This window comes from Streptomyces sp. NBC_00568, assembly GCF_026341855.1.
Lineage (GTDB): Bacteria > Actinomycetota > Actinomycetes > Streptomycetales > Streptomycetaceae > Streptomyces.
In genome coordinates, this window is sequence record NZ_JAPENW010000001.1 from 2,358,631 (window position 1) to 2,372,984 (window position 14,354).

13 protein-coding genes are annotated in these 14,354 nt (G+C 71.2%); 3 read left to right on the plus strand and 10 right to left on the minus strand.

What is annotated here, in order from left to right:
- Positions 1–8 precede the first annotated feature (8 nt).
- From OOK38_RS10135 to OOK38_RS10180, 10 genes are read right to left on the minus strand one after another with little or no spacing between them, the layout of a single operon-like run.
- Entirely contained in the window at positions 9–1,508 is a 1,500-nt protein-coding gene (locus OOK38_RS10135; protein WP_266761670.1) for an NADH-quinone oxidoreductase subunit N, read from the minus strand.
- The gene (locus tag OOK38_RS10140; protein WP_266761668.1) at positions 1,505–3,079 is read right to left on the minus strand and encodes a NuoM family protein; all 1,575 of its coding nucleotides are present in this window, start codon (positions 3,077–3,079) and stop codon (positions 1,505–1,507) included. The genes OOK38_RS10135 and OOK38_RS10140 overlap by 4 nt, the downstream gene beginning before the upstream one ends.
- Positions 3,080–3,085: 6 nt before the next feature.
- A complete protein-coding gene (locus OOK38_RS10145) occupies positions 3,086–5,077 on the minus strand; it encodes an NADH-quinone oxidoreductase subunit L (RefSeq protein ID WP_266761666.1) in 1,992 nt (663 codons plus the stop codon).
- Complete coding sequence (gene nuoK, locus OOK38_RS10150) at positions 5,074–5,448, minus strand: NADH-quinone oxidoreductase subunit NuoK (protein ID WP_266761664.1); 375 nt, start codon at positions 5,446–5,448, stop codon at positions 5,074–5,076. The genes OOK38_RS10145 and nuoK overlap by 4 nt, the downstream gene beginning before the upstream one ends.
- The gene (locus OOK38_RS10155) at positions 5,448–6,098 is read right to left on the minus strand and encodes an NADH-quinone oxidoreductase subunit J (protein WP_266761662.1); all 651 of its coding nucleotides are present in this window, start codon (positions 6,096–6,098) and stop codon (positions 5,448–5,450) included. Before OOK38_RS10155 ends, nuoK begins: the two co-directional genes overlap by 1 nt.
- Positions 6,095–6,760, minus strand: coding sequence for an NADH-quinone oxidoreductase subunit I (locus OOK38_RS10160; RefSeq protein ID WP_266761661.1), 666 nt, complete (start codon positions 6,758–6,760; stop codon positions 6,095–6,097). Before OOK38_RS10160 ends, OOK38_RS10155 begins: the two co-directional genes overlap by 4 nt.
- Positions 6,761–6,762: 2 nt before the next feature.
- Positions 6,763–7,731: a complex I subunit 1 family protein gene (locus OOK38_RS10165; RefSeq protein WP_266761660.1), complete on the minus strand. Its 969-nt coding sequence runs from the start codon at positions 7,729–7,731 to the stop codon at positions 6,763–6,765.
- Positions 7,728–9,197 (minus strand): NADH-quinone oxidoreductase subunit C, encoded by a 1,470-nt coding sequence (locus tag OOK38_RS10170; protein ID WP_266761658.1) that lies wholly within the window; start codon positions 9,195–9,197, stop codon positions 7,728–7,730. The genes OOK38_RS10165 and OOK38_RS10170 overlap by 4 nt, the downstream gene beginning before the upstream one ends.
- Positions 9,194–9,859 carry an NADH-quinone oxidoreductase subunit B gene (locus OOK38_RS10175; RefSeq protein WP_266761656.1) on the minus strand — a complete coding sequence of 222 codons (666 nt, stop codon included), beginning with the start codon at positions 9,857–9,859 and terminating at the stop codon, positions 9,194–9,196. The genes OOK38_RS10170 and OOK38_RS10175 overlap by 4 nt, the downstream gene beginning before the upstream one ends.
- A complete protein-coding gene (locus tag OOK38_RS10180; RefSeq protein WP_266761654.1) occupies positions 9,850–10,263 on the minus strand; it encodes an NADH-quinone oxidoreductase subunit A in 414 nt (137 codons plus the stop codon). The genes OOK38_RS10175 and OOK38_RS10180 overlap by 10 nt, the downstream gene beginning before the upstream one ends.
- 305 nt (positions 10,264–10,568) lie before the next feature.
- On the opposite strand from OOK38_RS10180, the gene OOK38_RS10185 reads away from it, so the two are divergent.
- The 3 genes from OOK38_RS10185 to OOK38_RS10195 all read left to right on the plus strand — a co-directional run bounded on the left by OOK38_RS10185 (position 10,569) and on the right by OOK38_RS10195 (position 14,245).
- Complete coding sequence (locus tag OOK38_RS10185; protein WP_266761652.1) at positions 10,569–11,768, plus strand: sensor histidine kinase; 1,200 nt, start codon at positions 10,569–10,571, stop codon at positions 11,766–11,768.
- Between the two features lie 157 nt (positions 11,769–11,925).
- Positions 11,926–13,281, plus strand: a complete 1,356-nt coding sequence (locus tag OOK38_RS10190; RefSeq protein WP_266761650.1) for a sensor histidine kinase — start codon at positions 11,926–11,928, stop codon at positions 13,279–13,281.
- A gap of 304 nt (positions 13,282–13,585) precedes the next feature.
- Positions 13,586–14,245, plus strand: a complete 660-nt coding sequence (locus tag OOK38_RS10195) for a response regulator transcription factor (protein ID WP_323178795.1) — start codon at positions 13,586–13,588, stop codon at positions 14,243–14,245.
- Positions 14,246–14,354 lie beyond the last annotated feature (109 nt).

Here is a 14,354-nt window from a genome sequence, read left to right on the forward strand (position 1 = left end):
CCCCCGATTCAGAAGAGTCCGGTCGCCGAGAAGCGCAGGATCAGCTGGGGCGCACCTGAAAGGACGATGCCCAGGACGGCCGTCAGGGCGATGGCCGCGGTGAGCGGAGCGGGGGTGCGGTGCGTGCCCGGCTCGCCCTCGGGAGCGCGGAAGAGCAGCGTCGTCCACTGAAGGTAGTAGAAGAGCGCGATCACCACGTTGACGGCCATGACGACGGCCAGCCAGCCGAGCCCGGCGTCGACGGCCGCGGAGAAGACGGTCACCTTGGCGAAGAGACCGATGATGCCCGGCGGCAGACCGGCCAGGCAGAGCAGGAAGAAGCCGAGGACCAGCGCGGAGAGGGGGCTCTCGGCGTACAGACCCCGGTAGTCGCTGATGCGGTTCAGGGGACTTCTGCGGGCCACCAGGGCGGCCACGGCGAAGGCGCCGAGGTTCACGGCCGCGTACATGAGGGCGTACGCGACCGTGGAGCCGATGGCCTTCTCGGCGTCCTTGGAGTAGGCGGCGGCCGCGATCGGGACCAGGAGGTAGCCGGCCTGTCCGACGGAGGACCAGGCGAGCAGCCGTACCGCGCTGTACGCGCGCGTGGGCCGCTGCCGCAGGGCGCCGACGTTCCCGACCGTCATGGTGAGGGCCGCCAGCGCTGCCAGCGCGGGGCCCCAGACATCGGCGTACGACGGGAAGGCGATGACGGTGACGAGGATCAGCCCGGAGAAGCCGACCGCCTTGCCGACGACCGACAGGTAGGCGGCGATCGGCAAGGGCGCCCCTACGTAGGTGTCGGGCACCCAGAAGTGGAAGGGCACGGCGGCCGTCTTGAAGGCGAAGCCGACGAGGGTGAGGACGACGCCCGCCTGGGCGAGGGTGTGGAACTGTCCGTCGACGTGCTGGATCCCGTCCGCGATGCGGGTGAGGTAGAGGCTGCCGGTCGTCGCGTAGACGAAGCTGACGCCCATCAGGCTCACCGCGGTCGCGGTGACGGAGGACAGGAAGAACTTGAGGGCCGCTTCCGAGGACTTCTTGTCGCCGCGCCTGATGCCGACGAGCGCGAAGGCGGGCAGCGAGGCGACCTCCAGGGCGACGATGAGGGTCGCGAGGTCGCGGGAGGCGGGCAGCAGGGCGGCGCCGGCGGCCGAGGAGAGCAGCAGGAACCAGTACTCCCCTTCGGGGAGTTCCTTGTTCGCGTCCTTCAGGGCGGTGACCGACAGCAGGGCGACGAGGAGCGCGCCGCCGAGCACCAGAAGCTGGATGACCAGGGTGAAGCGGTCCGCCACGTAGCTGCAGGTGTCCGCGTCGCCCGTCAGGCAGAACGTCGCCCGGTCGCCGTCCAGGAGGGGCAGCAGCAACAGCGCGGAGGCGGCCAGGCCCGCCACGGACACCCAGCCGAGGACGGCCTTCCTCGCGTCGCCGATGAAGAGGTCGGCGACGAGCACGACGAGTCCGACGACCGCCGCGAGGGTGGGCGGCGCGATGGCGAGCCAGTCGACGGACTGGACCAGGGAACTCATCGGGTGCCTCCTGCGAGGAGCTGCTGTACGGCCGGGTCGGTCAGGCCGAGGAGGGCCCGGGGCCACAGGCCGGCGACGACGGTGAGGGCGACGAGCGGCGTCCAGGCGGCGAACTCGTAGCTCTGGACGTCGGCGAGCTTCGGCTCCTCCTGCGATGTGCCGCCCATGCAGACGCGGCGCACGACGATGAGCATGTACGCGGCCGTGAGCAGGGTGCCGAGCGCGGCGATCGCCATGAACGTCAGATAGGCGGGTCGGCTGAGTCCGGCGGCGGGCTCGAACGCGCCGAACAGCGCCAGCATCTCGCCCCAGAACCCGGCGAGGCCGGGCAGCCCGAGCGAGGCGACCGCGGCGAAGGCCAGCAGGCCGCCGAGGCGCGGGGCCTTGCCGTACAGCGCGGCGCCCGTCTCCTCGGCGAGGGTGTCGAGGTCGGTGGTGCCCGTGCGGTCCTTCAGCGCTCCGACGAGGAAGAAGAGGAGGCCGGTGATGAGGCCGTGGGCGATGTTGGCGAACAGCGCGCCGTTCACGCCGGTCGGGGTCATCGTCGAGATGCCGAGCAGGACGAATCCCATGTGGCCGACGGAGGAGTAGGCGATGAGCCGTTTGAGGTCGCCCTTCGCTCCCTGCTTGGCGAGGGCCAGGCAGGCCAGGGAGCCGTAGATGATCCCGACCACGGCGAAGGCGGCGAGGTAGGGGGCGAAGGTGCGGAAGCCGTCCGGGGTGATCGGCAGCAGGATCCTGACGAACCCGTACGTTCCCATCTTCAGCATGACGCCGGCCAGCAGGACCGAGCCGACGGTCGGGGCGGCGGTGTGGGCGTCCGGCAACCAGCTGTGCAGCGGCCACATCGGCGTCTTGACCGCGAGCCCGATCCCGATCGCCAGAACGGCGATGACCTGCACGGATGTGGTCAGTGACCGGCCGTTGTCAGTGGCGAGTGCCACCATGTCGAATGTGCCCGCCTTGATTCCGATCAGGAGCAGGCCGAGCAGCATGACGACCGAACCGAGCAGGGTGAAGAGGATGAACTTCCAGGCCGCGGCCTGGCGCTGGGCACCTCCCCACCGGGCGATGAGGAAGTACATCGGGATGAGCACCATCTCGAACGCGAGGAAGAACAGCAGCAGATCGAGGACGGCGAAGGTCGCGAGTGTGCCGGACTCGAGGACGAGCAGCAGTGCGACGAATGCCTTCGGGGTCGGGCCCGCGGGCATCTTGAAGTAGGAGTACAGCGCGCAGAGGAAGGTCAGCAGCGCGGTCAGGACCAGAAGGGGGAGGGAAATGCCGTCGATGCCGAGGTGGATCCGCACGTCGAGTGCGGGGATCCAGCTGATGTCCGTCGTGGCCTGCATCCTCGACGGCTGGTCGTGGTCGAAGCCGAGCGCTAGGACGATCGCGGCGATGAGCACCACGCCGGTGACGGTCACGCCGTGCCGCAGCACCGCCTGCTCGGGAGACTTCCCCTTCAGCCCGGGCGGGGCCGGCAGAAGGGCCGCGGCGGCCCCGATGAGCGGGCCGACGACGATCACCGCGAGAAGAATCTGCATCACGGATTCACTGATATCGATCACGCGTGCTCACGCTCCCGTGGCGACGAGGAGGGCGGCGACCACCAGGACGACGGTGCCGGCGAGCAGCGCGCTCACATAGGTCTGCACATTGCCGGTCTGCGCACGCCGTACGGCCGTGCCCAGCCAGCGGGGTAGGGCGCCCGCACCGCGTACATAGGTGTCGACGACCTCCCGGTCGAGGAACCGGACGAGCGAGGCTCCGGCCTGCACCGGGCGGACGAACAGCACGGTGTACACGGCGTCGAGGTGGAAGCCGACGGCCGCGTGGCGGTGCAGGGGGCCGAGCAGCAGTCGGCCCGGGTCCGCCGGGTCGGGGGCGTAGGCCACGTCTCCGAAGGCGGGTTCGTGGGCGGCGATGGCCTCGGCCTCGACCTGTCCGGCATCGGCGCCGGGGTGGGCCGCGACCGCACCCATCGGTCTGCGGGCCGCCAGGGCGGTGGTGTGCCGCCAGGCGCCGTAGGTGACGATCACGCCGACCAGGGCGAGCCCTGTGCCGAGCACCGAGGTGGTGAGGACCGGCGTCAGGTCACGGCCGTCGAACCAGTCGGGCAGCGGGCCGATCGCCAGGCCGAAGACGAGCGACGGGACGGCGAGCACCCAGAGCACGGCCGTCATGGTGACCGGCTGCCTGCCGTGGTCGGGAGCCTCGGCTCCGTGCCCGCGGAAGGCCAGCAGCCACAGCCGGGTGGCGTACGCGGCGGTGAGGACGGCGGTGATCAGACCGGTCACCAGGACGATCCAGCCCGCGGCGCCGGGGGCCTGCTCGGTGTGCCCGGTGGCGACGTGCTCGGCGGCCCCGAGGACGGCTTCCTTGGAGAAGAAGCCGCTGAAGGGAGGGATCGCGGCGAGCGCGAGCAGGGCCACGGTCATCGTCCAGTAGGCGTCGGGGACGCGGGCGCGCAGGTCCTTCATACGGGACATGACGGCCAGCGAGTTGGTGCCGGAGGCGTGGATGATCACGCCGGCCGCGAGGAACAGCAGCGCCTTGAAGGCGCCGTGCGCGAGGAGGTGGAAGACGGCGGCACCGCGGTCGCCGACGGCGAGGGCGCCGGCCATGTAGCCGAGCTGACCGATCGTCGAGTAGGCGAGGACCCGCTTGATGTCGTCCTGGGCGAGCGCCGCGAGTCCCGAACCGACCATCGTGACACCGGCCATGACGGCGAGGACGACCATCGCGGCCAGGGAGGCCTGGAAGACGGGAAGGAGCCGGGCGACGAAGTAGATACCGGCGGCGACCATCGTCGCGGCGTGGATCAGCGCGGAGACGGGTGTGGGGCCCGCCATCGCGTCGGGCAGCCAGGTGTGCAGCGGGAACAGCGCCGACTTGCCCGCAACGCCCGCGAGCAGCAGCAGGGCGACCAGGGTCGGGTGGTGCAGTCCGCCGCTCGCCACGGTGCCGAGGACCGTGGTGATCTGGAAGGAGCCGGCGTCGGTGGCCAGAGCGAACAGGCCGATGAGGAAGGGGACGTCGCCGAGTTTGGTGACCAGGAAGGCCTTGATGGACGCGGCGCGGGCCTCGGGCGTCTCCCAGTAGTGGCCGACCAGGAAGTACGAGCAGATGCCCATGATCTCCCAGCCGACCAGGAGCACCATCAGGTCGCCCGAGTAGACGACGAGCAGCATCGCGGAGGTGAACAGGGAGACGAGGGCGGCGTACGAGGGGTAGCGCGGGTCGTCGCGCAGGTAGCCCGTCGAGTAGATCTGCACGCAGGTGGCGACGACGCCGACGAGTACGGCGACGAGGGCGGCGAAGCCGTCGATGTGCAGGCTCAGTTCGATGGGGACCGAGCCGGTCGGGGTGAGTTCGGTGTGCGCGTCGATGGCCCGGCCGCCGGCCTGGTCCATGGCGACCAGCACGGCGAGGACGAGGGACGCGAGAGGCGGCAGTACGGCGAGCGGGCGGACGAAGCCCGGGGCCGTGCGGCCGAGGAGGAGTCCGGCGACGGCTCCCAGGAACGGAAGGAGGGGGACGAGGACGGCGAGGGTGGTCGTGGTCACGCGGTGGCCTCAGCCTTCTCGGCCGCGGGGGCGTCGGGGTCGTCGGGGCCGTGGCCCTCGGCGGTGTCGCGGAGCTTGTCGATGTCCGAGGTGCCGCGGTTGCGGTACACGGCGAGGACGATCGCGAGGCCGATGCCGATCTCGGCGGCGGCGATGGCGATGGTGAACAGGGTCAGTGCCTGGCCGGAGTGCAGCGTGTCGCGGGCGGCCTTGGAGAGCCAGACGTCGAAGGCGACGAGGTTCAGGTTGACGGCGTTGAGCATCAGCTCGACCGACATCAGGACCAGGATCGCGTTGCGGCGCGCGAGGACTCCGTACAGGCCCGTGCAGAACAGGAGGGCGGCGAGCACGGCGGGATAGGCGAGGTGCATCAGCGGACACCTTCCTTGTCTTGCTTGCCGCTGCGGCTGCCGGGGACGCGCGGGGTGGTCGTGGCGGCGTCCGCCTTCGCCTTGCGGGAGAGGACGATCGCGCCGACCAGGGCGGCGAGGAGAAGGACGGAGAGCGCTTCGAAGGGGAGGACCCAGTTCTGGAAGAGGCTCGCTCCGGTCACCTCGGTGGAACCGGCGGCGGCGCCGTTCAGGTCGACCCAGGTGGTGCGGAAGGCGTCGACGACGACCCAGACCAAGGCGCCGGCCGAGGCGACGGCCACGGTCAGGGCGGCCCAGCGGTTGCCGGAGTCGGCGTCCGGGGAGCGGCCGATCGGGGCCCTGGTGAGCATCAGACCGAACAACAGGAGGACGACGACGGAACCGACATAGATGAGGACCTGCACCCAGGCGATGAACTCGGCCGTCAGCAGCAGGTATTCGACGGCGAGGCCACCGAGGGCCATCACCAGCCACAGGGCGGCGTGCACCAGCTGCTTGGTGGTGACGGTGACGAGCGCGGCGCCGAAGGTGACCAGGCCGACGAGGAGAAAGGCGATCTCGACGCCGGTCGGGGAGAGGAAGCCGTGGTGTCCGGAGTCGACGGCGGTGGCCGCGTGGGCCGCCGTGGCCGTGGCTGCTGCGAAGGTCACGACTGTCCCTCCTGGGGACCGGAAGGGGGCGTGGCCGGGGGCTCCGGCTGCCCACCCTGCTCGGTCCGGGTCGGCTGCCCACCCTGCTCGGCCTGCGCCGCTTGGGCTGCCTGGGCCGCTTGCTCGGCCTGGGCCGCCTGTTCGGCCGCGAGTTTGTCGGCGGTCTTGCGGGCCGCGGCGATCTCCTTGGGTTCCTCGGCGCCGGGGTCGAGGGCGGGCGGGGCCGGGACGGTCCACATCCACTCACGGAGCTTGTCGCGTTCGTGGGTGAGTTCGTGGATGTCGGTCTCCGCGTACTCGAACTCCGGGGACCAGAAGAGCGCGTCGAAAGGACAGACCTCGATGCAGATACCGCAGTACATGCACAGGGAGAAGTCGATGGCGAAGCGGTCCAGGACGTTGCGGCTGCGCTCACGGCCACCCGGGGCGGCCGGCGGGACCGTCTCCTTGTGGGAGTCGATGTAGATGCACCAGTCCGGGCACTCGCGGGCGCACAGCATGCAGACCGTGCAGTTCTCCTCGAAGAGGCCGATGACGCCGCGGGTGCGGGGCGGGAGTTCGGGCTGGGCGTCCGGGTACTGCGCGGTGACGGTCTTCTTCGTCATCGTGCGGAGGGTGACGGCCAGGCCCTTGGCGAGGCCGGAGCCAGGGATGGGAGCCATGGTTACGCGATCACCACCTTGACGATGCCGGTGAGGGCGATCTGGGCGAGGGACAGGGGGACGAGGAGGGTCCAGGAGAGTTTCTGGAGCTGGTCCTCCCGCAGGCGGGGATAGGTGACGCGGAGCCAGATGACGACGAAGGCGAGGATCGCGGCCTTCAGGAGCGTCCAGACCCAGCCGAGGCCGTCGGCACCCCAGGGACCGTGCCAGCCGCCCAGGAAGAGGACGGTGGTCAGGCCGCACAGGACGACGATCCCGGCGTACTCGGCGAGCAGGAACAGGGCGAAGCGCAGGCCGGTGTACTCGGTGTAGGCGCCGAAGATGATCTCGGAGTCGGCGACGGGCATGTCGAAGGGGGGCCGTTGGAGTTCGGCGAGACCGGCGACGAAGAACACGATCGCGCCGACGATCTGCCAGGGCAGCCACCACCACTCGAATGCGTCCACGATGCCCGGGAGCGAGACCGTGCCGGCCGCCATCGCGACCGAGGCCGCGGTCAGCAGCATCGGGAGCTCGTACGCGAGGAGCTGTGCGGCGGTGCGGAGGCCGCCGAGGAGGGAGAACTTGTTGGCCGACGCCCAGCCCGCCATGAGCGAGCCGAGGACGCCCACGCCCATGACGGCGAGGACGAAGAAGATGCCCGCGTCGACGACCTCGCCGACCGCGCCCTCGCCCGGGCCGATGGGGATGACGAGGAGGACCAGGAGGTACGGGAGAAGGGCCACGGCGGGGGCGAGCTGGAAGATACGGCGGTCCGCGCCCGTGGGAACGATGTCTTCCTTCTGGGCGAACTTCACGCCGTCCGCGACGAGCTGGGCCCAGCCGTGGAAGCCGCCCGCGTACATCGGGCCGAGGCGGCCCTGCATGTGGGCCATCACCTTGTGCTCGGTCTGGCCGACGATCAGGGGGAACGTCAGGAACACGACGAAGACGACGAGGAGGCGTAGGGCGACGTCGAGAGCGTCGTTCACTGCGTGCCTCCGGAGGGGTCGTCAGGGGTGGGGGCGGGCTTCGAATCGGGGGTGGGGCCGGACTTCGAACCGGGGCCGGGGTCCGCGTTCGGCTCCTGATCGGACGCCGACCCGGAGTCGGGTTCCGACTCGGTCTCCAACTCCCGCCGTGGCTCGGACTCCTGCCGGGGCTCGGACTCACGCCCTGAATCCGGGGCGGGCTCGGTCTTCACCTCGGTCTTCGCCTCGGGGGTCGGTGCCGGGGTCCGGTCAGGCGTCCCCTCGGGCTCGGACTCCGGCGTCGCCTCAGGCGCCGGAGTTCGCGCGGCCTTCGGCTCCGGGTCGTCGAACGCGGGCTTCGCCTGGTGCCAGGGAGCGTCGGAGCTGCGCGGTGCGGCAGGCCTTCTGGCGGGCCTCGTCGCCGAGCCGGGGCCGGCTGCCCGAGGGCCACTCGCCGGAGAGGTCGCCTCAGCCGGAGCCGCCGGTTCCACACCAGCCGTCGGCTCGGAGGGAGCCGCCGGTTCCGCCCCGGTCGTCGGCTCCACCGCAGACGTCGGCTCCACCGCAGACGTCGGCTCCACCGCAGACGTCGGTCCCGCAGGGGGCGTCGGTTGCGCGGCGGGCGTCGGATCGGAAGGTGGAGGTGTCGTCTGTTGCGCTCGTTGGGTCGCCGAGCCCTGGCTCGCGCTGCGGGCTCTGCGCGCGGGCCGCGCGGCCTCCGCACCGGAGGCGGCACCCGCCCCCGCGGAAGCCGCACCCGTGTCCGTCGCCCCGGCGGCAGCACCCGCGTCGGCGGGTGCGGAGGCGGCTGTGGCCGGTGTCTGACTGGCCGACCCCTCCCCCGCCGTGCGGGCCCTGCGCACGGGGCGGTCGCCGGCGGGGCGGGCCGCGCCGCGGGCCGGTCGGGACGGGGCCGGGGGGAGCTGGCCCTTGAGGGGGCCCCACTCGTTGGGGTCGGGTACGCCGGGCGGAAGCATCTGGCGGCGCTTGGGGCCGCCGTGCTCGGACTCGCCGGGTTCCTTCGCGCCGGGCCAGGCCTTGGCGACGCGGGCGGCCAGGACGAAGTCCTTGCGGAGGGGATGGCCTTCGAAGCCCTCCGGCAGGAGCAGGGGGTCGAGGCCGGGGTGACCCTCGAAGGCCACCCCGAACATCTCGTGCGTCTCGCGCTCGTGCCAGGCGGCGCCCGCGTAGACGGAGACCGCCGACGGGAGGACCGGGGTGGCGTGCGGGACGGTCGTACGGACGAGGAGGCGGCGTACCGGGGACAGGGCCACGACGTGGGCCGAGACAAGGAAGCCCGTGCCGGGTTCGTCGACGGCGCTCAGCCAGTCGAAGTAGGTGCAGCCCAGCGTGTCACGGGCCGTCTCCAGGGCCGCGATCCAGGACGCCGGGGGTACGTCGACCGTCAGGACCTCGTACGACTCCTCGGCCGTGGCGTCGGGGCCGAAGAGTTCCTCGGCGGGGCCGGGGAGCCAGCCGACGGTCATCGGTCCTCCTCACCGGGGGCGGTCGCGTCCGTCCCCGGAACGCTCGTCGCCGAAGGGACCGGGGGCTTCACCAGACCGCTCTGGAGCGCGGCGGCCGACGGTCGCGGCGCGTCGGACCCGTACCGCTCCCCCAGCGACTCCCGGGCGATCTTCTCCTGGAGCTTGAGGATGCCCTGGAGCAGGGCCTCGGGGCGGGGCGGGCACCCGGGGACGTAGACGTCGACGGGGATGATCTGGTCGACGCCCTTGGTGACGGAGTAGGAGTCCCAGTAGGGGCCGCCGCAGTTGGAGCAGGCGCCGAAGGAGATGACGTACTTCGGTTCGGGCATCTGCTCGTACAGGCGCTTGACGGCGGGCGCCATCTTGTCCGTGACCGTGCCCGACACCACCATCAGGTCGGCCTGGCGGGGGCCCGGCGCGAACGGGATCACGCCGAGGCGGATGAAGTCGTGGCGGGCCATCGACGCGGCGATGAACTCGATCGCGCAGCAGGCGAGGCCGAAGTTGAAGACCCAGAGCGAGTAGCGGCGGCCCCAGTTCAGGACCACCTTCATGGGTTCGGGGGCGAGGCGGGCGAGCGCTCCGAGCCGCTTCGGCTCGGGCAGCAGCACCGGCTCGGGCAGCAGCACCGGCTGGTCCGGGGCGGAGGGGGTCACGTCCATGTCAGGACGCCCTTCTTGTATGCGTACAGCAGGCCAACGGCCAGGAAGCCGAGGAAGATGAACATCTCGACGAGCGTCGCGGCGCCGTAGCCGGGAGCGGCGAAGACCGTGGCCCAGGGGAAGAGGAAGATCGAGTCGACGGCGAAGATGACGTAGAGGAAGGCGTACACGTAGTAGCGGACCTGGGTGTGGGCCCAGCCCTCGCCGACGGGGTCGACGCCGCACTCGTACGTCAGGAGTTTCTCGGGGGTGGGGACCACGGGCCGCAGCAGGCGGCCGGCCCCGAAAGCGACGGCGACGAACAGCACGCCCATCACGGCGATCAGTGCGACCACCGAGTAGGACTGGAAGTAGTCCGCCGCGACGACGGTTCCGGTCGCCGTGACAACGGTCGGTTCCGGCACGTCAGCCCCTCACTCCCTGACCTCGTTGCGCCCCGTCGTGCGCCGTCGCGCACTCTGTGATGCGCCATGTTCGACGATCTGTACGGACGGGAGTCTAGGGCCTGCTAAAGAGAGCGTAAGCAGCCCGTCACGCCTCGACCATCCCTTGACCACCGGGAAGACGTTCACGTCTCACGGTGTGAACGTGTCCCGGCACCACCTCGCCGTCACCTACGGCTCTCACCCCTGAGGGTGGGGTTTTCCCCAGTGCATCGCGGCGGCCCACCTCATGGCGCGGCGGCGCGCCGCCGGGCAGGCTAGCGGATATGACCGAACGCATCACGCCCGCCAGTCCGCCGGACGATCCGTCCGACGGTGACCGGCCGCCCGCCGTACGCCTCGCCCTCGACCCGGTGACCTGGAAGGAGATCTCCCATCTTCTGGTGAACCTGCCGGCTTCGATCGTCGGGTTCGTGTACGTCGTGGCGATGCTCGCCACGGGCGCGGGGCTCGCCGTGACCGTCGTCGGTCTGCCGCTGCTCGCGGCCGGGCTGCGCGGTTCGCGGCAGCTGGGCAAGCTGGAGCGGGCGCGGGCGCGCGGGCTGCTGGGGCTGCGGATCGACGAGCCGAGCCCGTTGCCGGTACGCCGGACCGGCTTCTTCGGCTGGCTGTGGTCGAGCCTGAAGGACCCGGTGGGCTGGCGGGCGGTGCTGTACGACCTCATACGGCTTCCCTGGGGCATCGCCACCTTCACGATCACGCTCGTGTCGCTGTTCGTGCTGTGGCCGGTGCTGCCGTTCATCGCGCGCGGGCTGACGAACGTGGACCGGGCGATGGTGCGCGGGCTGCTGTCTCCCTCCGACGAGTTGGAGCGCCGCATCGCCGAACTGGAGTCGGACCGCGGGGTCGTGGTCGACACGGCCGCCGCCGATCTGCGCCGGATCGAGCGCGATCTGCACGACGGGGCGCAGGCCCGGCTCGTCAATCTCGCGATGGGGCTCGGTCTGGCGAAGGAGAAGCTCCTGGAGGACCCCGACGCCGCGGCGTCGATGGTCGACGAGGCGCACGGCGAGGTGAAGCTGGCCCTTCAGGAGCTGCGTGATCTGGCCCGGGGCATCCACCCGGCGGTCCTCACCGACCGGGGTCTGGACGCCGCTCTGTCCGCGATCGCCTCGCGGTGCACCGTGCCCGTGAAGGTGACGGCCGAACTGGAGTCGAGGCCCGCCGCCGCCATCGAGGGCATCGCGTACTTCACCGTCTCCGAGCTGCTGCAGAACGTCAGCAAGCACAGCGGGGCGAGGTCCGCGTCCGTCGACGTCTGGCGGACGGACGAGCGCCTGCTCATCCAGGTCTCGGACGACGGCCGGGGCGGGGCGGGCCTCGACGGCGGTACGGGCATGGCGGGGCTCGCGGACCGGCTCGGCGCGGTGGACGGACTGTTCGTCGTCGAGTCACCGGTGGGCGGCCCGACGGTCATCACGGCCGAACTCCCGTGGCGGGACCGGCAGAACGAGCCCGCGCAGTGAGCGGGCCCGTCCATGTCCGCCGGGGTAGGGAAAACCCCCGGTCCAAGACGCCGATCCGCTCCATGTCCGGCGGGCGTCCCGGACGGCAGGGTTGAGGTAGGAGCCGACGCGCAGAACGAGTCGAGGCGCAGGACGAGACGAGAGAACGGACGGACCGATGGCCACGGACTACGGACACGGATACGGGCACCGGAGCGGGCCCGGATTCGGCGGGGCGGGTGCCGGAGAGCGGCGGCACCGTCTTCCGGCCCCGCTGCGGGCGCCGATCGAGGCCCGCAGCTGGCGTGAGTTCGGCTACGTGCTGCTGAGCCTGCCGCTCGGGATCATCATGTTCACGTTCGCCGTCACGATGGTCTCGCTCGGCGCGGGCCTGCTCATCACCTTCCTGGGTGTCCCGGTGCTCGCCGCGGCGCTGGCCGGCTGCCGCGGTTTCGGCTCGCTGGAGCGGGCGCGGGCGCGCGGGCTGCTCGGTGTCGAGGTGGCCGAGCCCGAGCCGCTCAGGATGAAGAAGCACGGGGCGATGGCGTGGATGGGCGCCATGCTCAAGAGCGGCACGTCCTGGCGGCACCTGCTGTACGCGGTGGTCCAGTTCCCGTGGTCGGTGTTCTCCTTCGTCGTGGCTCTGAACTTCTGGGCGTACGGCTGGGCGCTGCTGACGTATCCGCTGTGGTTCTGGATCTTCCCGATGTACGGCGGTCAGGACGGACTCCAGCTGTACGGCGACGGGACGCACTCGATCTATCTGGACAACCCGTTCGAGATCACGGTGACCGCGCTGGTGGGGCTGCTCTTCACGATGGCGACCCCGTGGATCGTGCGGGCGCTGACGAGCGTGGACCGGCTGATGGTGCACGGGCTGCTCGGGCCCTCGCGGCTGGCCACGCGTGTGGTGGAGCTGGAGTCGGACCGGGGGGTGGTGGTCGACACGGCCGCCGCCGACCTGCGCCGGATCGAGCGCGATCTGCACGACGGGGCACAGGCCCGGCTCGTCGCCCTGGCGATGGACCTGGGGCTCGCCAAGGAGAAGCTGGCCGAGGACCCCGAGGCCGCGGCCCGGATGGTGGACGAGGCGCACGGCGAGGTCAAGACGGCGCTGCAGGAGCTGCGGGATCTCGCGCGCGGTATCCATCCGGCGGTGCTGACCGACCGCGGGCTCGACGCCGCGCTGTCCGCGGTGGCCTCGCGGTGCACGGTCCCGGTGCAGGTGGAGGTGGATCTGCCGGCGCGGCCGGCGCCCGCGATCGAGGGGATCGCCTACTTCACCGTCTCCGAGCTGCTCCAGAACATCAGCAAGCACGCGCGGGCGACCCGGGCGAGCGTGGATGTGTGGCGGGTCGAGAACCGGCTGATGATCCAGGTCGCCGACAACGGCGTCGGCGGGGCCGGCGTCTCCGAGGGGTCGGGCCTCGCGGGACTGACGGAGCGGCTCGACGCGGTGGACGGGATTCTGGTGGTGGACTCACCGGTGGCCGGACCGACCCGGATCACGGCGGAGCTGCCCTGGCGGGGCTGAGACGCCCTGTCCGGGGAGACGGATCCCCCAGAGGCGGTGCCCCCACGAGGGTGGGGGCACCGCCTCCGGCACGGGACCGGGGTGCCGCGAACGGGTACCCCACCGGGGTGCCCGGCCGAGATCGGTCGGGCACGTGTGACAGAGAGATCGGTCCTCCCGGCCGCACCCCTATTCACGTCGCCCGGGCGCATCCCGGTCCGAATGCTGGAATGCTGGGGTCTGTCGTACGAGCGGGAACGAATCCGGCGGAGCCGGGGACGGCCCGGGGTGGGCTCTGGGGGGCCGAGGAATCGTGGAGGACAGGGTGCGAGTGGTCATCGCCGAGGATTCAGTGCTGCTCAGGGAGGGCCTGACCCGGTTGCTGACCGACCGCGGGCACGACGTGGTGGCGGGGGTCGGGGACGGCGAGGCGCTGATCAAGACCATCACCGAGTTCGCGGCGCAGGACGCGCTGCCGGACGTCGTGGTCGCGGACGTGAGGATGCCGCCGACCCACACCGACGAAGGCGTGCGGGCGGCCGTACAGCTGCGCAAGGCGCATCCCGGACTCGGTGTGCTCGTCCTGTCGCAGTACGTGGAGGAGCGCTACGCCACCGAACTGCTGGCCGGTTCGAGTCATGGCGTCGGTTACCTGCTCAAGGACCGGGTCGCCGAGGTGCGTGAGTTCGTGGACGCGGTGGTGCGGGTGGCCCAGGGGGGTACCGCGCTGGACCCGGAGGTCGTGGCGCAGCTGCTCGGCCGTAGCCGCAAGCAGGACGTGCTGGCCGGGCTGACGCCGCGGGAGCGGGAAGTGCTGGGGCTCATGGCCGAGGGCCGGACGAATTCCGCCGTCGCCCGCCAGCTGGTGGTCAGCGACGGTGCCGTCGAGAAGCACGTCAGCAACATCTTCCAGAAGCTGGGCCTGTCGCAAAGTGACGGGGATCACCGGCGTGTTCTGGCCGTCCTCACCTACCTGAACTCATGACCGGCTGACACTGTGTCAGTTGTCGGACAGAACCGAGGGGTAGGCCGGGAGCGTCATTCGGAGAAAGGACCGGGGGCGGGAAAAATCGTGACAAGTCAGGGCGTCAGGC

Excerpts from the sequence above, each read along its gene's own strand:
- OOK38_RS10185 (WP_266761652.1), top strand. The coding sequence starts at position 10,569 with ATGACCGAACGCATCACGCCCGCCAGTCCGCCGGACGATCCGTCCGAC.
- OOK38_RS10190 (WP_266761650.1), top strand. The coding sequence starts at position 11,926 with ATGGCCACGGACTACGGACACGGATACGGGCACCGGAGCGGGCCCGGA.
- OOK38_RS10135 (WP_266761670.1), bottom strand. The coding sequence starts at position 1,508 with ATGAGTTCCCTGGTCCAGTCCGTCGACTGGCTCGCCATCGCGCCGCCC.
- nuoK (WP_266761664.1), bottom strand. The coding sequence starts at position 5,448 with ATGCACCTCGCCTATCCCGCCGTGCTCGCCGCCCTCCTGTTCTGCACG.
- OOK38_RS10170 (WP_266761658.1), bottom strand. The coding sequence starts at position 9,197 with ATGACCGTCGGCTGGCTCCCCGGCCCCGCCGAGGAACTCTTCGGCCCC.
- OOK38_RS10160 (WP_266761661.1), bottom strand. The coding sequence starts at position 6,760 with ATGGCTCCCATCCCTGGCTCCGGCCTCGCCAAGGGCCTGGCCGTCACC.
- OOK38_RS10175 (WP_266761656.1), bottom strand. The coding sequence starts at position 9,859 with ATGGACGTGACCCCCTCCGCCCCGGACCAGCCGGTGCTGCTGCCCGAG.